We start from the raw sequence: 24775 nt of genomic DNA on the forward strand, positions 1-24775 counted from the left end.
TAAACAAGAATTTTTCACCAACAATGAAGACCAGAATAAAACTTTTCCTTGGCTGCCTCGCAGCCGCTGCACTTGCCACTTCAGTTTTCAGCTGTAAGGGTAAGTCCACCTCTACCGACAACAATGCAGACACCGTGGCGACCGCCAAGCCTGTCGGCCCTAAGTTCAATCCCGACTCGGCATACGCCTTTACTGCCGCGCAATGCGCTTTCGGGCCTCGCGTAATGAACTCCGAGGCACACGAGAAGTGCGGACAATGGATAGCCGGAAAGTTCAGGCAGTATGGCTGTACCGTACAGGAGCAGAAGGCAGACCTCAAGGGCTACGACGGCACGACGCTGAAGTCGACCAACATCATTGCCCAGTTCAATCCCGAGGCACAGCAGCGCGTGCTTGTCTGCGCCCACTGGGACAGCCGTCCGTGGGCCGATAACGATCCCGATTCTGCCAACCACCGCAAGCCTGTCATGGCTGCCAACGACGGTGCGTCGGGCGTTGCCGTGATGCTGGAGATAGCCCGTCAGCTACAGGCGGACAGCACCCTGAACATCGGCGTGGATTTTGTGTGCTTCGATGCCGAGGACTGGGGACTGCCACAGTGGGAGACCGGCTATCAGGATACGGGCGACACGTGGGCTCTCGGTGCCCACTACTATGCCGAAAACTTCCCCACTGCCGTGAAGCCCATGTTCGGAATCCTCCTCGATATGGTTGGCGGCGAGGGAGCGCAGTTCTACCGCGAAGGCATGTCGAAGCAGTTTGCACCCGACGTTGTCAGCCGTGTCTGGTCGGCAGCACAGGCAGCCGGATTCGGCAGCTACTTCCCCGAGTCGGATGGCGGTATGGTTACGGACGACCATGTACCCGTCAATCAGAAGGCAGGCATCCCTACCATAGACATCATTCCGTACTATCCCGACTGTCAGGCCAGCTCGTTCGGCCCCGTATGGCATACCGTCAACGACACGATGGAACACATCGACAAGACCACTTTGCAGGCTGTGGGCCAGACGGTGATACAGGTATTGTTCAGCTAAGGCCGTTTTCGCCTGCCGTGCCGGCGTTGTCGCTATAGTGTCCGGGTATTTCCGGCAGGGCGTGGCGGACACCGGCAGGGCATCTGCCCCGGGCGAGGGGACGGAAACTGCCGGTACAGAAAGATACAAACGAAGCCCCGGTCTTCCCTGAATTTCTTCGGGAAGACCGGGGCTTGTCGTTTCTGTCGTACGGCGTGTAGCGGTTAAAGGCTCTGAAATGCTGTCAGAATCTTTGCGGCTATTTCCTTCTGTTCGTCGTCGCTTACCTTTACGTGCTTGTGGAAGTCTACGTCGGCTTCGCTGTTGATGGGGACGAGATGGATATGCGCGTGGTCGACCTCCAGTCCGAGGACTATCTGCGCTACCTTCCTACAGGGGAAGGCCGTCCTGATGGCCCGTGCCACCTTCTTGGCAAAGACCTGAAACTCTGCCAGTTCGTCGTCTTCCATATCGAAGATATAGTCTACCTCGCGGCGGGGTATTACCAGCGTGTGTGCCTTCCCTACGGGGTTGATGTCGAGGAAGGCATAGAACTTGTCGCTTTCTGCGCATTTGTAGCTCGGTATCTCACCGGCTGCAATCTTGGAAAATATGGTCATCTTTTCTCCTCCTTGGCTTAGGCATCGATAGCGATGCTGTCAATGCGCAGCCTGATGGTGCCGCGCGGAATGGTTATCTCAGCTATGTCGCCCACCTTCTTGTTGAGCAGGCCCTGAGCAATAGGGGTCTTTATGGAAATCTTTCCCTGCTTCAGGTTGGCTTCGGTTTCGCTGACGATGGTGTATTTCATCTTTGCCTGTGTAGCCATATTGGTCATCTCGACCGTGCTGAGAATCTGCACGGCATCGGCACTGAGACGCGAAACATCCACAATCTTTGCCTGTGCAAGCGTCAGCTTGATGTTATTGATTTTTGCCTCCAGATGGCTCTGTGCCTCCTTGGCGGCATCGTACTCGGAGTTCTCGCTCAAATCGCCCTTGTCAGCAGCCTCGGCGATGGCAGCCGATGCCTTGGGACGTTCTATGGACTCCAAACGCTTCAGTTCGGCCACGAGGTTGTCGTAGCCTTCTTGGGACATGTAAGACATAATTAATCTTTACGTTTAAAGTTTATACGTTTTTCAGCGGACATAAAAAACACAGAATCCCGACACAAGCATCATGTCGGAATTCCATATCCTTTATTTCCTTATCTTTATCTTTTCTGGTGCAAAGGTAGCCCTAAAAAACGAGATGGCAAAGTTTTATGGGGTTAAAAATGCTTTATGATACTGCAATGCCCGTTTTTAGGGCATAAAATGGCGGTAAAATGAAAGTGCCGCTTTCGCATGGTGAAAGTGCCCGTTTCGCATGGTCGGAACGGCACTTTCGTCTGGCCGCTGCGGCGGTATGGTCTTGCCCCTGCCGGATGGTTGCCGGCAGGGGCGGGAAAGGAGGTGCCGGCTGCGTGCGTAGGCTATTCTCCCACGGTGCGTCTTTCTTTGGACAGCTTTTGGAAAACCGACGGCTTAATGCCCGTCTGCCGCGTGAAGACATTGATGAAGTTAGACTGCGACTTGTAGCCTACGCTCTCGGCAATGGCCTTGATGGTGTAGTTGCCGTAGTGTTCGGTGTCGTTCATTCTTATCATGGCTTTCTTCACGCGGAACTCGTTGAGGAACGTGCGGAAGTTCTTGGAGAAGACATCGTTGATGATTTGGGAGACGTACCGGGAATTGGAGTTGACGAGTGTGGCGAGGCGGTCGATGGTAAAGTCGCTTTCGCAGTAGACTTCGGTCTGTTCCATCACCTGTAGGATGGAGTTCAGCAGCTGGGTCTGGTGCTCTTCGGAGAGCTTCAGGGGCATGCGCATGGAGTCGGGCAGGGGAGACGTGGCTCCGGCCTCGTCTTTAGGCCTTTCCGGTTGTGTCTGTTCCGTAGTTGGAAGCGGTGCGGACGGTATGCCTGCCGGGGCTGACGGCTGCGTCTGTTCGGCCTTCATGGTGGCTATCCGGTGCTCCAGTTCCTTGATGCGCAGGGCGTGCAGGTTGTCGGCAGCGAGTTGTTCCTGACTTCGGTCGAACAGGTCGTGGTAGGCATGGCGCAGCCGGCGGTACTGGATATAGGCTACGGCGACGAGCAGGAGGACGATGGCGATGAAGGCGACAAGCGTAATGAGCCAGCGGCGTTGTTGGGCTATCTCCTCGGTCTGGGCACGGTTGGTTTGGTTGAGGCTGCTGATGGTCTTCTGATTGTTGTCCATCTCGTAGTAGAAGAGGGTGTTCCGTATGCCGTTGAACTCGTTCAGGTTGAAGATAGAGTCGCTCAGGCTCAGGTATTGGGCCTTGTATTCCAGCGATAGAGGCTCGTTGATGCCGTGATAGAGCCTTGAGAGGCTGCGGAGGGTGGATATGAGCAGCGAGGTTTGGCCTGTCTGGATGGCTATTTCCTTGTTCTTGTTCAGGTAGAAGAGGGCAGAGTCGCGTTTGCCAAGGCTTTGGAACGCACTGGAAAGGCTGGAGTAGCAGGATGCCAGACAGACGATGGTGAGGCGGTTGGCGGTGCTGTACCGGGCTGCACGGTGGAAGTATTCGATGGCTTCGCTGTTTTTGTCTTCGTATTTGAGTATGACGCCCTTGTCGAAGAGGAGGTCGAAGTTGTACCGGGGACGCTTTTCCCGGTTCTTGCTTATTTCGTCGTAGTACTGCCAGTAGGTCTTGATGGGCGTCTTGGGCGTATAGGCACAGATGAGGTTGCTCAGGAGCATGTTGACAAACTCTCTGTCGCCTTGCCGCCGTGCTATTTCGAGAGCCTTGGTGTAGAGCGAGCTGCCTTGTTCGTAGTCGTTGAACATGCTGTATATGTTGCCTATGTCCTTGTAGAGCAGTGGTTGGAGGTTCTCGAGGCCCTGTTCCTGACAGAATCGGAGGGCTTTCATGTAACATTCCATAGCCTTGGAATAGGAGTCGCGCTCGTAGTAGAGCCGTCCGGCCTTGTAGAGGCTGGAGGCATAGAGCTGCTTGTCGGACGTGTTGCGGCGGTTGAGCAGCTCGAAGCAGAGGAGTGCGCTGTCTGCCTTCTCTGTCTGTATCAGCCGGTCGCCCTGTCGGAAGAGCTGCATGTCGGTGAGACGGAGTAGGTTCAGCCCCTTCGTTCCCGTCTTTCCGCTGATGGCAGGGGAATGGATGAGTAAGAGTAGCAGGAGTAGGGGCATGTGGGTTCTGATGTTCTTTGTCATTGATGTCCTTTTGTTGTGTGTGCTGTCTTCCGGGGCACGTTTTCTGCTACGGGTTCTGCCGTAGTATCTTCTTTATTTCTTTTTTTCGTGAAGTAGGAGTCCTGTTCTTTGGCTTTTTTATCGGGCTATATCGGCTGATAATCGGTTTGCAATGAGCAGACAGCCGCCCTCGTCTGTCTGTTTCGGCCGGTGGATGGGAACACGCGCGAAGTGTGTCCCTGCTTTATTGGGTGCTCTTTCCCTTCGGTAGTCTAAGGAAAGATATGCCTTTTGCCTTTCCTGCCCTTGTTTCCCATTGAGGCTCCCCTCCGAAGGGAGGGGGTGGGGGAGGCTTCCTAATGCGCCTCCAGCCAGTTCTTCCCCCATCCGGCATCGGCTACCAAGGGAACGCTGAGGGGATAGGCACGTTGCATCTCTTCGATGACGATGCGCTCTACAAGCTCCTTTTCTTCGGGGAATACGGAGAAATTGAGTTCGTCGTGTACTTGAAGAATCATCTTGGAACGGATGTTCTCTGCCTTGAAACGCTGCCAGATGCGAATCATGGCCACCTTGATGATGTCGGCTTCCGAACCCTGTATGGGGGCGTTGATTGCGTTTCGCTCGGCAAATCCACGCACAGTGGCATTGTGGCTGTTGATGTCCGGGAGATAGCGGCGGCGGTGGAAGATGGTCTCTGCGTAGCCTTTCCGGCGTGCCTCCTCCTTGGCGCGCTCCATATACTGCTGTACCTTCGGGAAGGTCTTGAAGTAGTCTTCTATCAGTTCGCGTGCTTCGCTGTTGGGAATATCCATTCGCTGTGCCAGTCCGAAGGTGGTAATGCCGTATATGATGCCGAAGTTCGCCTGCTTGGCTTTCTTCCGCTGTGTGTCGGAAACGTCGTCCATCTGCTCGTGCCATATTTTGGCGGCAGTCGCACGGTGGATATCTAATCCCTCGCGGAAGGCTTCTGTCATGTTCTCGTCTTCGGAGAGGTGGGCCATAATGCGCAGTTCAATCTGGCTATAGTCTGCTGAAAAGAACAGACATCCGGCTTCGGGGATGAAGCATTTCCTTATTTCCTTGCCGTCGTCTGTACGTACAGGGATATTCTGTAGATTGGGGTCGCTTGAGGAGAGCCGCCCCGTCGCCGTAAGGGCCTGATTGAACGAGGTGTGGATATGGCCGGTACGCTTGTTGATAAGTTTCGGAAGCGCATCGATATAAGTTCCCAGCAGCTTCTTTATCCCTCTGTAGTTCAGTATCTTTCCTACTATCGGGTGCTTCCCTTGCAGGCTTGTCAGGACTTCCTCGCTGGTAACATACTGCCCTGTGCGCGTCTTCTTCGGTTTGTCCATAATCTGTAGTTTCCCGAAGAGAATGTCGCCTACCTGTTTCGGACTCGATATGTTGAACGATTCACCGGCTGCCTCGTAGATGGCGTGCTCGTACTCCTGCATCCTTTCTGTGAAAATCTTTGACGTTTCCTGCAGGGCTTCCGTGTCGAGAAGCACCCCATTCTGCTCCATGTCGGCAAGGACGGGGACAAGTGGCATCTCTATTTTGCGGAACAGGTCTTCGGCATTTGCCTCTTTCAGTTTCGCTTCGAGGATGTTCTTCAGTTGCAGGGTGATGTCGGCATCCTCGCACGCATATTCATAGACCGTGCTTGGATGGAGGTCGCGCATGTTCTTCTGCTTCTTGCCTTTCGGGCCAATCAGCTCCTCAATATGTATCGTCTTATAGTTCAGAAGTGTCTCCGCCATATAGTCCATGTTGTGGTGCAGCTCCGGCTGGATGAGGTAATGGGCTATCATGGTGTCGAAGAGAGGTCCTTGAACGGACACTCCGTAGCAGTGCAAGACCTCCATGTCGTACTTGATGTTTTGCCCCACCTTCTCTATTTTGGGGTTTTCGTAGAGTGGTTTGAAGATATTGATGATTTTTAAGGCTTGTTCACGTTCTGCCGGAATGGCTACGTAAAACGCCTTTCGAGGCTCTACGGAGAAGCTCAAACCCACAAGTTCGGCCTCCATTGGATGGGTTGATGTGGTCTCCGTGTCTAAACTGACAAATTGTTTTGTCAATAAAAAATCACAAAGTAGCCTTGCTTCCTCCTCATTATCAATGAGTTTATATTCGTGGGGCACCGTTTTCAGGCTCTCATAATTCGTTTTTTCAGGTTCATCCTGCCCGTCGGGCGGATTTATTGCAAAGAGATTAAGTTGCAAATCGGGCTGTTTTGAAGTTTCTTTACCTCCTTTAACAAATTTATTCAAAAGCGTTCTGAACTCCAAATCGGTGAAGAGCTGGCGCAATTTTTCCTCGTCGGGTGCTTCGACCTTCAGGTCTTCCAGTTCCACCTCAATGGGCACGTCTGTCCGGATGGTCGCAAGGAACTTCGACATCCTTATGTCCTCGGTAGCGTTCTCTACCTTTTCGCGCAGCTTACCCTTGATTTCGGAAGTGTGGGAAAGCATATTGTCTATAGAGCCAAACTGGTTGATGAGCTTGGCGGCAGTCTTTTCGCCTACGCCGGGACAGCCCGGGAAATTGTCGGCAGTGTCGCCCATCAGTGCCAGAAGGTCTATGACCTGCAATGGGGTGGGGATGCCATACTTGGCCTCTACCTCTGTCTCGCCCAGCTTCTCATATCCGCCACCGTGCCGGGGACGATACATATAGACATTCGGACGGATGAGCTGCCCGTAGTCCTTATCGGGAGTGAGCATGTAGGTCTCCACACCCTGTTCGCCGGAACGGATGGCAACGGTTCCGATAATGTCGTCAGCCTCGAATCCGTCCACTTGCAGAATAGGAATGTGCATGGCTTCGAGTATCTGCTTGATGATGGGGACAGACAGCTTGATGTCTTCCGGCGTTTCCTCGCGCTGCGCCTTATACTCGGGGAAGGCTTCGTGGCGGAACGTCTTTCCGTGGTCGAAGGCTACGCCGATGTGGGTTGGCTGCTCCTTTGTCATGACTTCGTTGAGCGTATTGCAGAAGCCGAGGATGGCCGAAGTGTTCTGCCCTTTGGAGTTAATCCTCGGATTCTTGATAAAGGCATAGTACGACCGATATATGAGAGCGTAAGCGTCTATGAGGAAAAGTTTTGCCATGATTATTTCTTGTTTTAGGCGTAAAATTACTAAAATTCTTCCACAATCTCCGAGATATTCTGTAATTTTGTATCAAATTTGCAGTCTTAATGGATACCCTCTCGCTCATCAAACAACCAATTGTATCGGAAATTGACCGTTTCATCGAACTTTTCGATGGTTCGTTGCAGCACGAAAACGGGCTGTTACAGCAGGCACTCCACCACATCCGACAGCGTGGCGGCAAGCGGATGCGCCCGATACTCATCCTCCTGATAGCCAAGAGTTTCGGCAGAATCACCGATGTTACGCAGCATGCTGCGGTAGGTCTGGAGCTGCTGCACACGGCCTCGCTTGTCCATGACGACGTGGTGGACGAGAGTGCCGAGCGGAGGGGGCAGGCGAGCGTGAACGCCACGTTCGACAACAAGGTGGCTGTGCTCGTAGGCGACTATATTCTCTCTACCGCGCTGCTCTACGTCGGCTACACCCATTCGGACATGATAGTACGGCGGTTGGCAGAGTTGGGCAGAACGTTGAGCGACGGAGAGATTCTGCAACTTTCCAACATACAGCGCAAGGAAATTACGGAAGAGGTGTATTACGAGATTATCAGCCGGAAGACGGCAGCTCTCTTTGCATCCTGTGCAGCGATTGGGGCCGAGTCGGCTGACGCCAGTGCGGAGGATATAGAGGCGGCACGCCTGTTCGGACACGACCTTGGCGTTATATTCCAGATTCGGGATGACATCTTCGACTACTATGATTCAGAAAAGGAAATAGGCAAACCGACGGGTAACGATATGGCGGAGGGGAAGCTCACCTTGCCCGTTATCTATGCGCTGAACAGCACTGGCGACGAAGCTATGCAGGCACTTGCAAGAAAAGTGAAGAGCCGTGAGGTTTCGTCCGATGAAATCGCCCGTTTGGTGGCTTTTACCAAGGCGAATGGCGGTATAGAATATGCCACGAAGCGGATGTATGAGTTCCGCGACGAGGCCATGAAGTTTATAGAGAACAGAGTAGGCGATGCGGCACTGCGAGAGTCGCTGACGGCTTACGTGAATTACGTGATTGAGAGGAGGAAATAAACTCTCTCAAGCCGACAGAAAGAGTTTCCCAAACCCCTTCAACGGGGGGGATGGGGAATTGGTAAAGGCGGTTGTATTTTTCTGAAAATATTTTACAAGTAGGTCGCTGAGAATCGTTTGTAATTCAATGTCTTCTACTTGATATTGAAATACGCGCTAAATGAGCTGTTTAAGTAAATGGTTGCAGGTCAGGAACTTACAGGGATGGGACTGCGAACAGTGTCTTCTTAAGCGGTTTTATGCGTGGTTTTGAGGTGCGAAAATTATGTTTTGGACTATGAAAAAGGTCGAAATAATCAGATTTCCATTGCCGTTTTGTTAGATGAAAGTGGCACTCTGAGTATGCGGAAGTGGCACTTTCGTGTGGTCAAAGTATTGTTTTCGTTATTCCGTTTTCGCGCCCTTGCTCTGTGAGGGCGTTTTCTTGCTTTCTCTGTTCTATTTTGTCGGTTGTAGAAGGTGCTGTTTTTGATGAATCAATTTTACATTTTAGTTTGATTCTTTCTTGTAAATGTGTGGAAAATACAGGCTGTTTGTTAGTCAGAATATTAAAGATGATGCCCTCGTTTGTCCGCAGTCGTATGCTTGTGGCGGACAAGCGGGGGCATCTGTTCCTGCGGCCGAATAGCCGGTAGAGGGACGGTTGTGGGGGTGAGGGGTGTTGATGTGGGGGCACAACCGTCTTTACTGACCTGTGTCTCCTCCTTTCGGAGGGGCTTGGGAGGCTTTTAGAAGAACTTAATCTCCTTGCCCTCAATCTCACTCAGGAGCAGATTGGTGAGGCGGCTCGTACCCATGCGGAACCAGTAGTTGGTCAGCCATTTCTCGCCGAGGACTTCCTTGACGATGGTGTAGTAGATAACGGCATCCATAACCGTGTTGATGCCGCCGGCAGGCTTAAGTCCTACCTGTCTGCCCGTCTTGTCGTAGTACTCTTTGATGGCCTGACACATGACGTAGACAGCCTCGGGAGTGGCACTGACTTTCTCCTTGCCCGTGCTCGTCTTGATATAGTCGGCACCTGCAAACATGGAAAGGAGGGCGGCAGCCTTGATGTTGGACGGCGTCTTCAGGTCGCCTGTCTCGAGGATAACCTTCATGGGCACGTCTCCGCAGGTCAGCTTCAGCTCGCTGACGGTGTCGCATACACCTCGTAGTCGCCCGAGAGGAACTTGCCGACGGGGAGGACAATATCAATCTGTGTGGCACCGTCTTTGATGGCGAGGGCGGTCTCTACCGTCTTTACCTCCAAAACGGCCTGAGAAGACGGGAAACTGCCCGTAACGTTCGTGATGTCTACACCGTCTACCTCAAGGCTGTCGGCCATCAGGCGCGTGAAGCTCGGATAGGCGCAGACGGCTCCTACGTGGGGGAGGGCAGGATATTCGGAGTCGAAGCGGTTCACCTTCTCTATCATGGCGAGTATTTCCTCGTCGGTATCTGTCGTGCGGAGAGAGGTCAGCTCAACGCTTCCCAAGAGGAATTTCTTCACTTCTACGTTATCGTTCTCGGCAACTTTCTCCGCGATAATCTTCTTTACGGCAGCCTTAACCTCCTCGTCGGTGAGGTTGAGGTTGTACTGCTTCAACATGGCGTCGTACTTGCTCGTGTTGATAATCTTTCCTTTGTTTGTTTCCATAACTCCAAAGATTTTAATAGATTAGTTGTTTTTATATTGTGAATACTATTTGCTTTCGTTGCCGGCTGTTTGCAGGCGTTCTGCCTTGCTGATGTGGCGGATGAACCAAAGAGACAGTATCAGTCCGCATACTACCGCTACGACCGATGCTTCAGCCCCAAACGCACCGCCTGTGAGCCATTCCGGGCCTGTCAGCGGGGTGTGATGATGGTAGGCAGTGGCTGACTGCCGGAGACGCCAAAGCCGAAAATATTGCCTTGGGTATAGTTCCAAGCCCAGTGGATGCCTATCGGGAGCCAGAGGCTGCCGCTGTATTTGTAGGCTGCGGCAAGGAGAAGGCCTGCCTCCAAGGCGATGGCAAAGGAAGACCAGAGGGTGGCATTGTCGTTGGGAAGGTGTAAAAGTCCGAAGAACAGGGCGGAAACGGCAAACGCCACCCATGTGCCCCACCGCTCGTCGAGCTGACGGAAGAGGATGCCGCGGAAGACTATCTCCTCGGAAACGGCTACGGTGAAGAACAGGCAGAGGTGGAGCAGCTGGTATTCGGCCCTGAACTGGACGCTCTCTATGTGGTAGCTGCCTGCCAATGCCATGATTGCCGTTACCGTAGCGAAGTAGGCAAAGCCTGTCAGGAGGCCTTTGGCAGTGGTTCCGGGCATCTCTCGGAGGGCTATGTCTTTTGTCTCACGCTTCTCGGCGTACTTGCCCCAATAGCGGTAGAGGACGAGCAGGACAGCTCCTCCTGCAAGCAGCAGGGCGGAATTAAGCCAGTTGGGGAATATGGCAGACTGGAATAGTTGTGCCATTCCTGACATAATGGTAAAAAAGATGAACCCACCGATGAGACGGAGCATCCATTTCCATAGTTTAATGTCTTTTGTATCAGTCATTTTTCTGAAGTAATTTACGATAGTTTGGGGTTGTTCTTGTGCCGCTCCTTGTCTCTGCCCGTCTTTTTGTCGAAGCTCTTTTGCAGTTCCTCGGTGAGGTCTATGCCCGTCTGGTTGGCGAGGCATATCAGCACCCACAGCACGTCGGCCATCTCCTCGCCCAGATTCGGCTTCTCGCCGGCCTTGAAGCTCTGCTCGCCGTAGGTACGGGCGATGACGCGCGCCAGTTCGCCCACCTCCTCGGTGAGGCACGCCATGTTGGTCAGTTCGCTGAAATAGCGCACGCCGTACTGCTTTATCCAGTGGTCTACCGCCTCTTGTGCTTCCTTTATAGTCATTGTCTTTAGTTTGTTTTATCGCGTTTCAGCCCGGTTTTATCGGTCTGTAGCATTTGTTTTTGTTTGTCTTCTGACGTCCGTCGGACTTGTCTGTTATTGCCGTGAGGGCATTTTGCTCGTCCCTCCCTTGGGAGATGGGTTGAGGGCGAGTCTGTAGGCGACTTGGATGTAGGTTCATTCCGGGTTGGAATCTATGCCTGTTTATTCCTTGTTCTTGGTGTCCATGCAGATTGTTACCGGCCCGTCGTTGAGCAGTTCTACCTTCATGTCGGCTCCAAATTCGCCCGTTTCAACGGGTTTTCCCAATGCCTTGGACAGCTCGTTGCAGAAGTATTCGTATAGCGGTATGGATATTTCGTGCTTTGCAGCGTGGATATAGCTCGGGCGGTTGCCCTTCTTGTAGCTGGCAAGGAGGGTGAACTGCGAGACGACGAGGATTTCGCCGCCCGTCTCCATAATACTGCGGTTCATCACACCGCCTTCGTCGTCGAACACCCGAAGCCCGACGACTTTCTTGGCGAGCCAGTCGGCATCCTCGCGGGTGTCGTCTTCGCCTACTCCCTGTAGGATAAGAAAGCCCTTGCCGATGGATGATTTTACTTTGTCGTTAATGGTTACAGATGCGTGGGCAACACGCTGAATTACGATTCTCATACCGCAAATATACTGATTTTATTTGGATTGCTCCTCATTCGGGTGGAAATAATTGTAGACAATGGCTCCTTTGCTGGCTCCTAATATCTCTATAAGTGTTTGATTATCAGAGTTTTTAATCTGTTTGACGCTTTTCAGCTTCTTCAGTAGCAGTTCTTTGCTCTTCGGGCCGATGCCTTTTATGTCGTCTAACTCGCTGTGTAGCTGATGCTTAGAACGTTTGTCGCGGTGGAAGGTGATGGCGTAGCGATGCACTTCGTCCTGTATCTGGGTGAGAATCTTGAAGAGTTCGGACTTTACGTTCAGCCCGACGGTCTGCGGAGGAAAGCCGAAGAGAAGTTCGTTGGTGCGGTGTCGGTCGTCCTTGGCAAGTCCGGCAATGGGTATGTCAAGGTGAAGTTCGTCTACGACGACTTCTTTCACGACGTCCATCTGCCCTTTTCCGCCGTCGGTGATGATGAGGTCGGGTAAGGGAGTCTTCTCTTCCATCATGCGAGTGTAGCGGCGTCGTACCACCTCCTGCATGGAGGCGTAGTCGTCAGGCCCCACGACGGTCTTGATATTGTACTTGCGGTAGTCTTTCTTCGAGGCTTCATGCCTTTGTACACGATACATCCTGCGACGGCATCTGTGCCGGATATGTTGGAGTTGTCGAAACATTCTATATGGTAGGGCAGCTTGGTCAGCTTCAGTTTCTCCTGTAACTCTTTCATCAGTCGGGTTTGCTTTTGCTCCGGATTGAGCTTTTCTGCCTGTTTTAATCGGTCGAACTTGTACTGTTTGGCGTTCATCTCGGAAAGTTCCAGCAAATGTCTCTTGTCTCCGCGCTGTGGTATGAAGAAATCGGCGTTTTTTATCTTGAAGTCCAGTTCAAAAGGTACGATGATTTCGTGTGCCGTACTTTGAAAGCGTTCGCGTATTTCTGGGATGGCCTCGTTGAGGAGTTCGGCCTGCGTCTCGTTGAGTTTCCGCTTGTATTCGTAGGTGAAACTCTGGTTGATGGCACCGTTCTTGACGTGTATATAGTTGATGAAAGCGTTGTTTTTTGTATCATCATCGACGATGGTAAAGACGTCTACATCGGTGATGGTGTGGCTTACAATCTCGCTTTTGGCTGCAAAATTCTCTAAGGCAAGGTATCGTTGCTTGCAGATTTCGGCCTCCTCGAATTTCAGTTCTTCAGCATAATGCTCCATTTCCTGCTTGATGAGCTGCTGAAGTTCGCGCGTGTTCCCTTTCAGAACCTCGCGTGCCTGTCGGATATTGTGCTGATAGTCTTCGTAACTCTGCTTGTTGACGCAGGGAGCACCGCAGTTTCCTATGTGAAATTCGAGGCATTGCTTGTATTTGTGCTGCTCTATGCCCTCCTTGGTGATGCTGAAATGGCACGTGCGAGGCTTGTACAGCTTTTTGATAATGTCCAGTACGGCGTACATACTGCTGATATGGCTGTACGGGCCATAGAAGGTGCCGTGACGCTTGTTTATGTTCCGAGTCTTGAAAATGCGGGGTAGATATTCGTTGGTTACGCAAATGCTGGGATAGGTCTTCCCGTCTTTTAGCAGAACGTTGTACTTTGGCTTGTATTGCTTGATGAGTTGGTTCTCTATCAGCAGTGCGTCCTCCTCCGAATTGACCACGGAGTAGGATATGTCGTGTATTTTTGAAACAAGCACCTTGGTTTTGAAGCGGTCTACCTCTTTGTGGAAATAAGACGATACGCGCCGTTTCAGGTTCTTGGCCTTACCTACATATATAATGGTATGGCTCTCGTCGTAGTACTGATACGTCCCGGGTTTCTCTGGTAGTGTCGAAACGATACCTTTGAGATACTCCAGTCGCTTCAAGTTTTCTTCTTTATTCATTTTGCGTAACTCCTTTGTTGTAAGGGAATTTAGAATGTTTTGTTTCACGTGGAACGTTGTTCGGGCTTCTTGTCGTTCCACATTGGACCGTGGGAGGTGTTGTCTGCCGGAGTGGTTCGGGCGAGGTAGAAGGGTGGCAGGCGTTTGCCCGCCAGCCGCAAAGTTCCCTGTGTGCTGCCACTGCATTGTGTTGTTGTGCTTGGACGGAGCTTCTGTTTCTCCTACTAGCTTGTTTGCAGGTAGTTGTCGGGCTGTCCGCTTTCTTTTGTCTTGGAAAACAAATCGGGAGACGAACGCGGCGTTGTCTCCCGATAGTGTAATCGTTGCCTTAGAATTTCAGCAGAGAGGTGATTTCAACGTCCTTGTCGAATGTGTCGTGGCTGTTGGGGAACTCTTCGTGCAGTTCTATGATGAAGTTGCAGTAAACCCGTTTGGGATGGAATTTCTTTACGAGATTGCAGGCTGCTTTCATCGTGCCGCCGGTTGCGAGGAGGTCGTCGTGAAGGAGGATGATGTCGTTCTCGTCGATGGCATCCTTGTGAATCTCAATGGTGTCTATGCCATATTCTTTCGCGTAGCTCTCCTGTACGGTTTCGCAGGGCAGCTTCCCCGGCTTGCGGCACAGCACGATGCCGGCACCAAGGCGAAGAGCCAATGCGGAGGACATGACGAATCCGCGGCTCTCTATCCCTACAATCTTGGTGATGCCTTTGTCCTTGTACAGCTCGTACATCTCGTCTGTAATTTCGTTGAGGGCTTCTGGCGATTTGAATAGGGTGGTGATGTCTCGGAAGTTGACTCCCTTAATGGGCCAATCTGGTATGCATCGCAGATTGTCCAAAAGTAGTTGGTTGTTCATTTTCAGTTGTTTATCTGTTTGTTTCTTAATCTTTTGTTTCACGTGGAACCATGCTCGTCGCCTCTTGCTTTTGTTTTGATTTATCTGCATGAGTATCAGCAACACATTGATGTCGCTTGGACTGACTCCGGGTATTCTGGAGGCTTGAGCAAGTGTTTCTGGTTGGATGCGCTCCAGCTTTTGGCGGCACTCTGTAGACAGGTCGTGGAGTGAAGCATAGTCGAAGTGTCCTTTTATCTTAATGTCTTCCAATCGGTGCATCTTTTCGGCAAAGGTTCGCTCGCGCTCTATGTATCCCTTGTATTTGATGTTGATTTCGGCTGCTTCGGAAATCTCTTGCTGGCGGTTGGGAGCAGTATTCAGCAGATTCTTCAGGGCCGGCAGCTGTTCTGAAAGGTTGGCGAAGTTTACTTGAGGACGGGCTATGAGTTCTGCTAATTTTACGCTTCCGCGGAGTGGGGCAGTGCCCAGTGCTTCTAAATAACCGTTGATTTCCTTGGGCTTAATGGTTGTCTCGTTGCAGAATCTGAGGATTCGTTGAACGTATTCTTTCTTCTGCAGCCACCAGTCGTAGCGGTCGCGTTTTGCGATACCGAGATGGTAGGCCCGTTCGGTAAGACGTGCGTCGGCATCATCCTGCCGGAGCAGTATGCGGTATTCGGCTCGGGAAGTGAACATGCGGTAGGGTTCGTCTACGCCTTTTGTGGTCAGGTCGTCAATGAGTACGCCGATGTAGCTTTCATCGCGGTGCATGATGAAGGGTTCGCTCCCTGTGCAGAACAGGGCTGCGTTGATTCCTGCCATTGTGCCTTGGCCGCCTGCCTCTTCGTAGCCAGTCGTTCCGTTTACCTGCCCTGCGAAGAAGAGACCTTCTGCGAGTTTTGATTCCAATGAGGGCTTAAGCTGTGTCGGGTCGAAATAGTCGTATTCTATGGCGTATCCGGGGCGGTAGATTTTGACGTCTCGAAATGCCGGAATCTGGCGGAGGGCTTCGAGCTGTATTTCCCATGGCATGCTTGACGAGAAACCATTGAGATACATCTCGTTGGTGTCAATGCCCTCAGGCTCCAAGAATAGTGGATGGCTTTCTTTTCCCGGAAATGTTACGAGTTTCGTCTCAATAGAGGGGCAGTAGCGAGGCCCTATGCTTTGTATCTGACCATTAAATAAAGGTGAGTCGGAAAGTTTGCTTCGAAGAATCTCGTGTACTTTCTCGTTAGTGTTGCATGTCCAGCAGGGGAGTTGTGGAAGTTCGCGATGGCGGTCAAGGAAAGAAAATTGGTGATAGTCAGTCTCGCCCGGTTGCGGTTCCATCTCATCGAAATGAACCGACCGCCGGTCAATGCGGACGGGTGTGCCCGTTTTCATTCGTGCCGAGGCAATGCCAAGCCGGCTGATGCTATCCGTAAGATGGTGCACGGCAGGCTCGGAGCATCGTCCCCCCTCTACTTGGCATTGACCAATATGCATCAGTCCGTTGAGGAATGTTCCGGCAGTGATTATTATTGCCTTTGAAAAGATTTCAATTCCCCATATTGTTCTGATGCCCAGTACTTTATTGTCTTTTGACAGAATTTCTTCGGCTTGATCTTGGAATATGTCAAGGTTGTCGGTGTTGTCTAATATCTTCCGCCATGCTCCGATGAATTTCTTCCGGTCGCATTGTGCGCGTGGACTCCATACGGCAGGTCCTTTTGAGCGGTTCAGCATACGGAATTGTATGGCTGCCGCATCGGTAACAAGCCCCATCTGCCCACCGAGTGCGTCTATCTCTCGGACAATCTGTCCCTTGGCGATACCGCCCACGGCAGGATTGCAGCTCATTTGTCCGATTTTGTTCATATCCATCGTCAGCAAACACGTTCTCGCACCCATATTTGCCGCTGCCGTCGCAGCCTCACAACCTGCGTGTCCACCGCCGATAACAAGTACGTCATACTTGAAATTCATGCTTGTTCTTTTATTTTTTCGCAAAAGTAAGAAATAAAATCGGATTTTTTACTTCAATCACTTTGTTTTATCATTAAAATATAGTATTTTTGCACCGCTATATACCTGATAATACCAACATCTCGGTATTGTATATTAAAAAAGCATAACAAGAAATCCTAATCCCAAGGCAAGCAAGCTACAGAATAATAATTCTAACAGTTCAAATATTTAAAATCAAAACATTTATGTGGTTAATCAATTCTTCTATTGGTAGAAAAGTGATAATGTCAGTTACCGGCATGGCACTGATTTTATTCATGACCTTCCACTGTTGTATGAACGTTGCGGCCCTCTTCTCCGGGGAGGCGTATAACACCATCTGCGAGTTGTTGGGTGCCAACTGGTACGCGGTAGCTGCTACCATCGCACTGGGTGCGCTGGCAGTTTGCCACATCGTTTATGCGTTCATCCTGACAGCGCAGAACCGTAGAGCACGTGGAAGCGAGCGTTATGCCGTTACTGCAAAGCCAGAAAAGGTAGAGTGGGCAAGCCAAAACATGCTCGTGCTTGGCCTTATTGTCGTGCTCGGTTTGGGTCTTCACCTTTTCAACTTCTGGTACAAGATGATGTTTGCAGAGCTTGTGGGCATGGAGACAGCCCTTCCTCCGACAGACGGATTCGGTCTTATGAAGGAAACATTCAGCAACCCTGTCTATGTGGTTCTCTACATTGTATGGCTTGTTGCGCTGTGGTTCCATCTCTCTCACGGCTTCTGGAGTGCCATGCAGACCATTGGTGTAAATGGCAAGGTGTGGTTCAATCGTTGGAAGATCATCGGTACGGTTTATGTAACCCTGCTGATTCTCGCCTTCGTAGTTGTAGTGCTTGCTTTCTTCTTTGGCTGTGCACCGAGTCTGTGCTGCGCTGCATAATTAATTATCTAAATTGAAAATATAATTAGAATAATCATGACTAAGACATTAAATTCCAGAATACCAGAAGGACCAGTGGCTGAGAAATGGACCAATTACAAGGCTCATCAGCGTTTGGTTAACCCTAAGAATAAATTAAAACTGGACGTTATCGTCGTTGGTACGGGTCTGGCAGGTGCCAGTGCAGCCGCTTCTCTTGGCGAGATGGGCTTCAACGTGTTCAACTTCTGCATCCAAGATTCTCCCGTCGTGCGCACTCCATCGCTGCACAGGGAGGTATCAATGCTGCCAAGAACTATCAGAACGACGGCGATTCTGTCTATCGTCTCTTCTACGATACGGTAAAGGGTGGCGACTACCGTGCCCGTGAAGCTAATGTTTATCGCTTGGCAGAGGTGTCGAATGACATCATCGACCAATGCGTGGCACAGGGCGTACCATTTGCCCGTGAGTATGGCGGTATGCTGGCCAACCGTTCTTTCGGTGGCGCGCAGGTGAGCCGTACTTTCTATGCCAAGGGACAGACGGGCCAGCAGTTGCTGCTTGGTGCCTACTCTTCTTTGAGCGCACAGGTTCAGACAGGTAAAGTGAAGCTCTATACCCGTTACGAAATGGAGGACGTTGTTATCGTTGACGGACATGCACGCGGCATTATTGCAAAGAATCTGGTAACCGGCGGACTGGAGCGTTTCACGGCAAATGCTGTCGTTATTGCCACTGGCGGTTACGGAAACGCCTACTTCCTTTCCACCAATGCCATGGGCTGCAACTGTACGGCTGCCATCCAGTGCTTCCGGAAAGGTGCTTATTTTGCCAATCCTTCCTACGTTCAGATTCACCCGACCTGTATTCCCGTACACGGAGACAAGCAGTCCAAGCTGACCCTTATGTCGGAGTCGTTGCGTAATGACGGCCGTATCTGGGTTCCGAAGAAGATAGAGGATGCAAAGGCCTTGCAGGCAGGAACCAAGAAGGGCTCTGATATTGCAGAGGAAGACCGCGACTATTATCTGGAGCGTCGCTATCCGGCGTTTGGTAATCTCGTTCCCCGCGACGTAGCATCCCGTGCTGCCAAGGAGCGTTGCGACAAGGGCTTTGGCGTCAATAACACCGGACTGGCCGTGTTCCTCGACTTCTCCGAGTCTATCAACCGCCTTGGCATTGATACCATTCTTCAGCGTTACGGCAACCTCTTCGACATGTATGAGGAGATTACCGACGTCAATCCGGGCGAAGTTGCCAACGAGATTAACGGTGTGAAGTACTATAACCCGATGATGATATTCCCTGCCATCCACTACACGATGGGCGGTATCTGGGTAGACTATGAGTTGATGACCACCATCCCCGGCCTGTTTGCCATCGGCGAATGTAACTTCTCCGACCACGGTGCCAACCGTTTGGGAGCGTCAGCCCTCATGCAGGGCCTTGCGGACGGCTACTTCGTGCTTCCCTATACCATTCAGAACTATCTTGCAGACCAAGCCCTTTGGCCGAAGGTTCCGACAGATCGTCCTGAGTTCGACGAGGCTGAGAAGGGCGTACAGGCTGAAATCGACCGTCTGATGAATATCCGCGGCAAGCGTTCTGTAGACTCCATCCACAAGGAACTTGGTCATATCATGTGGGAACACGTGGGAATGGGCCGGACCAAGGAAGGTCTCGAAGAAGGCCTGAAGCTCATGAAGGCTCTCCGCGAGGAATTCAATACCAACCTCTTCATCCCCGGCACGAAGGAAGGACTCAATGTAGAGCTTGACAAGGCCATCCACCTCCGCGACTTCATCCTGATGGGCGAGCTGGTGGCTTACGATGCCCTGCACCGTGAGGAAAGTTGCGGCGGACACTTCCGCGAGGAGCACCAGACTGAGGAAGGCGAAGCTAAGCGCGACGACGAGAAGTTCTTCTATGTCGGCTGCTGGGAGTATCAGGGCGATGACACCAAGGCTCCTGAGCTTATCAAGGAGAACCTCGAGTATGAGGCAATCAAGGTACAAACACGTAACTATAAGAACTAAAGACAATCATGGCAAAGAATATATCATTCACAATTAAGTATTGGAAGCAGAACGGCCCACAGGATCAGGGCCATTTCGATACGCACGAAATGAAGAATATCCCCGACGACACCTCTTTCTTGGAGATGCTTGACATCCTTAACGAGGAGCTGATAGCGTCGGGCGAGGAGCCATTCGTGTTCGACCACGACTGCCGCGAGGGTATCTGCGGTATGTGCTCACTCTACATCAACGGTACTCCACACGGCAAGACAGAGCGCGGGGCCACTACCTGCCAGCTCTACATGCGCCGTTTCAACGATGGCGACGTCATTACCGTGGAGCCTTGGCGTTCGGCAGGTTTCCCGGTCATCAAGGACTGCATGGTAGACCGCTCGGCGTTCGACAAGATTATTCAGGCCGGCGGCTACACGAGCATCCGCACAGGACAGGCTCAGGATGCCAACGCCATCCTCATTCCCAAGGACGATGCCGACGAGGCCATGGACTGCGCTACCTGCATCGGCTGCGGTGCGTGCGTGGCAGCCTGCAAGAATGGTTCGGCTATGCTCTTCGTTTCTTCCAAGGTGAGCCAGCTGGCACTGCTCCCACAGGGGCGGCCGGAGGCAGCCAAGCGTGCCAAGGCAATGATTGCGAGAATGGACGAGCTGGGCTTCGGCAACTGTACCAATACCCGTGCCTGCGAGGCCGTGTGTCCGAAGAACGAGTCCATAGCCAACATCGCCCGTCTGAACCGCGAGTATATCAAGGCAAAGATGGCAGACTAATTCATAGAAAAACGCGGATGGGCATTGCCTTCCGTACAGGATGAATAAATCGAATCCCGCAGTTCCGTAAGGAGCTGCGGGATTTTTCGTGTTCCATCCGTCTGCTTGGGAGGGTTGGGGGCAGCCGTCTGCAGACCTCTGTACCCCCACCCCGGCATACAAGCAGGAATCATCTATTTGCAGGATAGGCCACCGCTTCGTCCTGAAGAAAAGTCTTACACTGGCAAGCAATGGTACTATATACCGTCAAGTCAGGGGTGTTAAACACCGATGGCAGGGGTGTCTATATACCAACCTTGTAAAATAAATAATTTTATGAAGTCGTACCTACGTAACTGTTGCGACACCTTGGAGGATTGATTCGTCGGTGAGGATTTCGTAATCTTTTTTGTAATAAGTATTGTCATGCGGAAAATGTTTCTCTGCGATGCCTGTCTAATTCGTGAAAAATATCTATATTTGCACGCAAAAATCAAAAAATCCACATTAGACAATGAAAGTAAAGCTTAGTAAGAACACTCTCTACAGGGAGATTATCGACTGCATCATGATTACCATCGGCATGTTTTCGTATGCCGTTGGCTGGACCATCTTCCTGCTTCCCAACAACATTGGCAACGGCGGTGTGGCAGGTCTGTCGTCCATTTTCTACTGGGGACTGAACATTCCTGTCTCCGTAACCTATTTTATAATGAACGCCGTGCTGCTGGCCGTTGCGTTGAGGATACTCGGACTGAAGTTCTGTATCAAGACCATCTACGGTGTTCTGATGGTAACCTTGGCAACGGGGCTGCTCCGCAGCTTCTTTCCCCATCCGACGCTGCTCCACGACGAGCCTTTTGTTACGGCCATTATTGGTGCGCTGTTCTGCGGTATCGGATTGGGATTCGGCCTGTCCTACAATGGCAGTTCGGGCGGTTCTGACATTGTGGCTGCCATCATAAACAAGTACCATGACGTTTCTTTCGGGCGCGTTATCCTGCTTGTGGATATGATAATCGTTACGCTCAGTTATCTGGTACTGCATAGCTGGGAGCAGGTTATTTACGGTTATGTCTGTCTGGTGGTTACTTCGTTCGTCCTCGATCAGGTTGTCAATTCCGGGCGACGTTCGGTTCAGTTCCTCATTATTTCCGACAGGTACGAGGAGATAAGCGACTATGTGGCAATGCCACCCCTCCCCGCGGATGTACGCTGCTGGATGGTATCGGCGGCTACTCGGGTCTGCCCGTCAAGGCCCTCATCCTTGTTGTTCGCCAGCGCGAGGCCCATCAGGTCTACAGAATGATTGACGACATAGACCCGAATGCTTTCGTTACGCAGAGTCAGGTAATGGGAGTCTATGGGAAGGGTTTCGACAAGTTCAAGGTGAAGCACAAGGCTCGCAAAGAAAAGGAAATAGGAAAATAAGAAGGCAGTCCATCGGTATCTTGCAGCAGATTCGGTGGGCTGCTGCCGTATGGCAGACGCCCCCGTCCCCGTCGCCTGCCGTTGCCCTATGGTTTTAGCTGCCGGCTTCTCGGGGGCATTTCATGCCTTCCTCATTGTGTTTCTACAGGCTTTTTCCTTGTGTTTATCGTGTCTTTTTGGCTTTCCCGGTAGGCTTTCATAATCGGGTCGTCATCGTCTCCGTCCATTTTTCGGAATATTTCACGTAGCTTCTCTACGTGTTCCTTGTCCCGTCTGAAGCGTTTGTCAAGCAGTATTCCCAAATCAAATTCACCCATGGAGTGGGGCGGCTGCTCTTCCAGTATATCTCGCTTCGGCATCTTCTCCAATGTCTTCTTACCGTTTATAATATGCCTGCCGTACACTATCACCTCGTCAAGATAATGTTCCGCAGGATAGAGAAAGACCGTATCGCGCAGCACCTCCTCCCGTGTGAGTTTCTCGGAGAGGAATCCCTTGCGCTGAAAGGTAGCCGTCGAGAAGCTGTCGGGAATGGCTATAAGCCCTGATAGGTTGTCTTGCCTATCAGCCGGTTGTCGATGAAGGTCTGGACGTCGCGGAGCGGAAATCTCGTAGCACCGTCGCAGACCAACACCTGCTGCGCCCTGACGGGCAGCAAGGCGGTAGCGGCAAGGAGCATCAAGGGTAATCTCTCTTTCATAGACGATTGTTTATGGGGCAAATGTAGCTAAAAAACGGGAAACAATCGGTAGTTGGTAAGGTTTATTAGGGGTTTTCAGATTGTTTAAGGGAAAGGGGGCGCACATCGTGCGCCCCCACTGGACGGGAAGGATGATGCTTCTTTGTCCTTTCGTATTGGTGTATCTCGCCGGGTAATCCTTGCGGTTATTTTCCCGGTGTCCTGCCGCAGGGCAGCCTGTCATCCTGTTTGCCGGTTCGTTTGCTTTCCTGCCGACTTCCGGCTTGTCAGCTTCTCAATGCCCTCATCGCACTGAGCACTGCCAGAATCATCACTCCGACGTCGGCAAAGACCGCCAGTCCCATACTGGCTATGCCGAATGTGGCAAGCACGAGTACCGCCACCTTCACACCAATGGCAAAGACCGCGTTCTCCTTGGCAATACGGATGGTACGCCGCGATATGCGGATGGCAAGGGCGAGTTTCGGCAGGCGGTCGTCCATCAGCACCACGTCGGCGGCCTCAATGGCGGCATCGCTGCCCAACGCGCCCATGGCGATACCGACATCGGCCCGTGCCAGTACCGGCGCATCGTTGATTCCGTCGCCCACGAAGACGAGCTGGCCTCCGCCCGGCCTCTCCTTGATCAACCGTTCTACGTGTCCCACCTTGTCGGCAGGCAGCAATCCGGCATGATACTCGTCTATTCCTGCCTTCCGGGCTATGTTTTCGGCAGTTGCCTCTGTGTCGCCCGTCAGCATGACCGTCCGCCTTACGCCCATTTTCCCCAACAGCGATACGGTATGGGCCGCATCTTCCTTCACTTGGTCGGAAATGACGATGTGCCCGGCATACCGCCCGTCGATGGCGACATGGGCGGTCGTACCCACGTGTCCGTTGCATTGACCACACGCGTGCAGCTCAATGCCGATGGCAGCCATCATCTTCTCGTTGCCCACGCAGACCGTCCGTCCGTTAACCTCCGCACGGATGCCCTGTCCGGCTATCTCCGCCGTGTTCTCAATCTGGCAGTCGTCCGCCTCCGAAGCGTAGGCACTGCGCAGCGCGGCGGCGATGGGGTGGGTCGAGAACCGCTCTACATGGGCGGCAAGATGGAGCAGTTCCTCTGCCGAAACCTCTTCGGGATGCACTGCATCAACCTCAAAGACGCCCCGTGTCAGCGTTCCCGTCTTGTCGAAGACCATCGTCCCGGCCTTGGCAAGTGCGTCCATATAGTTGCCTCCCTTGATGAGGATGCCCCGATGGGCAGCTCCGCCGATGCCGCAGAAGAAGGTCAGCGGAATAGAGATGACCAGCGCACATGGGCAGCTGACCACAAGGAACGTCAGTGCGCGGTAGAGCCACGTGGCGAAAGCCGTGCCGTAGTCGGGATAGAAGAATGGGGGCACGAAGGCAAGCACGAGGGCCGAGATGACGACTATCGGGGTATAGACACGGGCGAAGCGTCGGATGAACGACTCGCCCCTCGACTTGTTCTCGCCGGCATCTTCTACCAGACTGATAATCTTGGTGGCCGTAGACTCTCCGAAGGTCTTTTCCGTCCGGACGCGCAGCAGTCCCGACAGATTGACGCAGCCCGATATGACACCGTCGCCCACGCCCACGTCGCGCGGAACGCTCTCGCCCGTCAGTGCAAGGGTGTTGAGGCTCGAGCTGCCCTCTACGATACAGCCGTCAATGGGAATCTTCTCACCCGGCCGTATTACGATAATCTCGCCCACTCCGACCGTCTCAGGTGCCACGGTCTCTACCGTGCCGCCCCGTTCTACGTTTGCCGTGTCGGGACGGATATCCATCAGTCTTGATATGGAGTCGCGGCTCCGGTGCTCGGCATAGTGCTCGAAAAGCTCGCCCAACTGGAAGAAAAGCATCACGAAGACACCTTCCAAAAACTGCGGTTCGGCTCCGGGCAGAAACCCGATGACCAGTGCACCGACGGTAGCGAGCGACATCAGGAAGTTCTCGTCGAACGGGTCGCCCTCCATAATGCCCTCTACGGCCTCGCCAAGTACGTCGTAGCTGACGACAAGATAGGGCACAAGATAAACGAGCAGCACCTGCCACGTCGGCAGACCTGCGTACTTCTCCACCGCCCACGCCCCGGCAAGGAGCACGGCGGTAAGAAACAGTCTCATTAGCTTTTTGTTCATGACTCTATGGTTTATTGTTACTGATTTGTCCGCAAAGATAGGAAGAATATTTTGCAACTGGGTTGCAAAGTGCGGATAGAGGATAGGAATACCCGTTTTCGCAGAATCGGCGACATTGTTCAGCTACCGGTATTCTGTCGGCAGACTTGTCTGCTTTCCTTGATAAATCTTTACAGGCGGACAGGTTCACCGCAGAGGGA

General features: G+C 52.2%; 15 protein-coding genes and 5 pseudogenes. 6 read left to right on the forward strand and 14 right to left on the reverse strand.

Features of this window, described 5'->3' with window-relative positions; all coding sequences use genetic code 11:
- Window positions 1-23 precede the first annotated feature (23 nt).
- Window positions 24-1037 (forward strand): M28 family peptidase, encoded by a 1014-nt coding sequence (locus JCM15908_RS04545; protein ID WP_025002443.1) that lies wholly within the window; start codon window positions 24-26, stop codon window positions 1035-1037.
- Window positions 1038-1240: 203 nt separating this feature from the next.
- Here JCM15908_RS04545 and JCM15908_RS04550 read toward each other — a convergent pair whose 3' ends face one another.
- From JCM15908_RS04550 to polA, 4 genes are all read right to left on the reverse strand, one after another.
- Window positions 1241-1636, reverse strand: coding sequence for an HIT family protein (locus tag JCM15908_RS04550; RefSeq protein WP_025002444.1), 396 nt, complete (start codon window positions 1634-1636; stop codon window positions 1241-1243).
- A gap of 17 nt (window positions 1637-1653) precedes the next feature.
- Window positions 1654-2124: a transcription elongation factor GreA gene (gene greA / locus JCM15908_RS04555; RefSeq protein ID WP_025002445.1), complete on the reverse strand. Its 471-nt coding sequence runs from the start codon at window positions 2122-2124 to the stop codon at window positions 1654-1656.
- 368 nt (window positions 2125-2492) lie between these two features.
- Window positions 2493-4253: a helix-turn-helix domain-containing protein gene (locus JCM15908_RS04560; RefSeq protein WP_025002446.1), complete on the reverse strand. Its 1761-nt coding sequence runs from the start codon at window positions 4251-4253 to the stop codon at window positions 2493-2495.
- A gap of 335 nt (window positions 4254-4588) precedes the next feature.
- Window positions 4589-7351: a DNA polymerase I gene (polA, locus tag JCM15908_RS04565; RefSeq protein ID WP_025002447.1), complete on the reverse strand. Its 2763-nt coding sequence runs from the start codon at window positions 7349-7351 to the stop codon at window positions 4589-4591.
- Window positions 7352-7440: 89 nt separating this feature from the next.
- On the opposite strand from polA, the gene JCM15908_RS04570 reads away from it, so the two are divergent.
- Entirely contained in the window at window positions 7441-8421 is a 981-nt protein-coding gene (locus JCM15908_RS04570; RefSeq protein ID WP_025002448.1) for a polyprenyl synthetase family protein, read from the forward strand.
- A 728-nt stretch (window positions 8422-9149) separates the two neighbouring features.
- Here JCM15908_RS04570 and deoC read toward each other — a convergent pair.
- From deoC to mnmG, 7 genes and pseudogenes are all read right to left on the reverse strand, one after another.
- Window positions 9150-10060: pseudogene (deoC, locus tag JCM15908_RS12325) on the reverse strand (deoxyribose-phosphate aldolase).
- A 191-nt stretch (window positions 10061-10251) separates the two neighbouring features.
- Entirely contained in the window at window positions 10252-10950 is a 699-nt protein-coding gene (locus tag JCM15908_RS12330) for a CPBP family intramembrane glutamic endopeptidase (RefSeq protein ID WP_159101304.1), read from the reverse strand.
- Between the two features lie 14 nt (window positions 10951-10964).
- On the reverse strand, window positions 10965-11288 hold the full coding sequence (locus tag JCM15908_RS04585; protein ID WP_025002449.1) for a nucleotide pyrophosphohydrolase: 324 nt from the start codon (window positions 11286-11288) through the stop codon (window positions 10965-10967).
- A 201-nt stretch (window positions 11289-11489) separates the two neighbouring features.
- Entirely contained in the window at window positions 11490-11942 is a 453-nt protein-coding gene (dtd, locus tag JCM15908_RS04590) for a D-aminoacyl-tRNA deacylase (RefSeq protein ID WP_025002450.1), read from the reverse strand.
- Between the two features lie 18 nt (window positions 11943-11960).
- A pseudogene (uvrC, locus tag JCM15908_RS12335) lies at window positions 11961-13807 on the reverse strand (excinuclease ABC subunit UvrC).
- Window positions 13808-14135: 328 nt separating this feature from the next.
- Window positions 14136-14666, reverse strand: a complete 531-nt coding sequence (locus JCM15908_RS15050; RefSeq protein WP_234396378.1) for an adenine phosphoribosyltransferase — start codon at window positions 14664-14666, stop codon at window positions 14136-14138.
- A gap of 42 nt (window positions 14667-14708) precedes the next feature.
- Window positions 14709-16616, reverse strand: a pseudogene (mnmG, locus tag JCM15908_RS12340) (tRNA uridine-5-carboxymethylaminomethyl(34) synthesis enzyme MnmG); the annotation flags it as partial.
- A 227-nt stretch (window positions 16617-16843) separates the two neighbouring features.
- Between mnmG and JCM15908_RS04605 the strand changes: the two are divergent.
- From JCM15908_RS04605 to JCM15908_RS12350, 4 genes and pseudogenes are all read left to right on the forward strand, one after another.
- Window positions 16844-17530, forward strand: coding sequence for a fumarate reductase (locus JCM15908_RS04605; protein WP_025002452.1), 687 nt, complete (start codon window positions 16844-16846; stop codon window positions 17528-17530).
- A gap of 36 nt (window positions 17531-17566) precedes the next feature.
- Window positions 17567-19548 (forward strand): annotated as a pseudogene (locus tag JCM15908_RS12345) (fumarate reductase/succinate dehydrogenase flavoprotein subunit).
- 8 nt (window positions 19549-19556) lie between these two features.
- Entirely contained in the window at window positions 19557-20315 is a 759-nt protein-coding gene (locus JCM15908_RS04615; protein WP_025002453.1) for a succinate dehydrogenase/fumarate reductase iron-sulfur subunit, read from the forward strand.
- Between the two features lie 493 nt (window positions 20316-20808).
- A pseudogene (locus JCM15908_RS12350) lies at window positions 20809-21725 on the forward strand (YitT family protein).
- Between the two features lie 131 nt (window positions 21726-21856).
- On the opposite strand, the gene JCM15908_RS15465 reads toward JCM15908_RS12350, so the two are convergent.
- The 3 genes from JCM15908_RS15465 to JCM15908_RS04630 form a co-directional block, all read right to left on the reverse strand.
- The gene (locus JCM15908_RS15465) at window positions 21857-22186 is read right to left on the reverse strand and encodes a hypothetical protein (protein WP_306303707.1); all 330 of its coding nucleotides are present in this window, start codon (window positions 22184-22186) and stop codon (window positions 21857-21859) included.
- A gap of 74 nt (window positions 22187-22260) precedes the next feature.
- Entirely contained in the window at window positions 22261-22425 is a 165-nt protein-coding gene (locus JCM15908_RS15470; protein WP_306303708.1) for a hypothetical protein, read from the reverse strand.
- Between the two features lie 266 nt (window positions 22426-22691).
- Window positions 22692-24575 carry a heavy metal translocating P-type ATPase gene (locus JCM15908_RS04630; protein WP_025002454.1) on the reverse strand — a complete coding sequence of 628 codons (1884 nt, stop codon included), beginning with the start codon at window positions 24573-24575 and terminating at the stop codon, window positions 22692-22694.
- Between the last annotated feature and the right edge of the window lie 200 nt (window positions 24576-24775).

The organism is Prevotella dentasini JCM 15908 (assembly GCF_000614065.1).
GTDB lineage: Bacteria > Bacteroidota > Bacteroidia > Bacteroidales > Bacteroidaceae > Prevotella > Prevotella dentasini.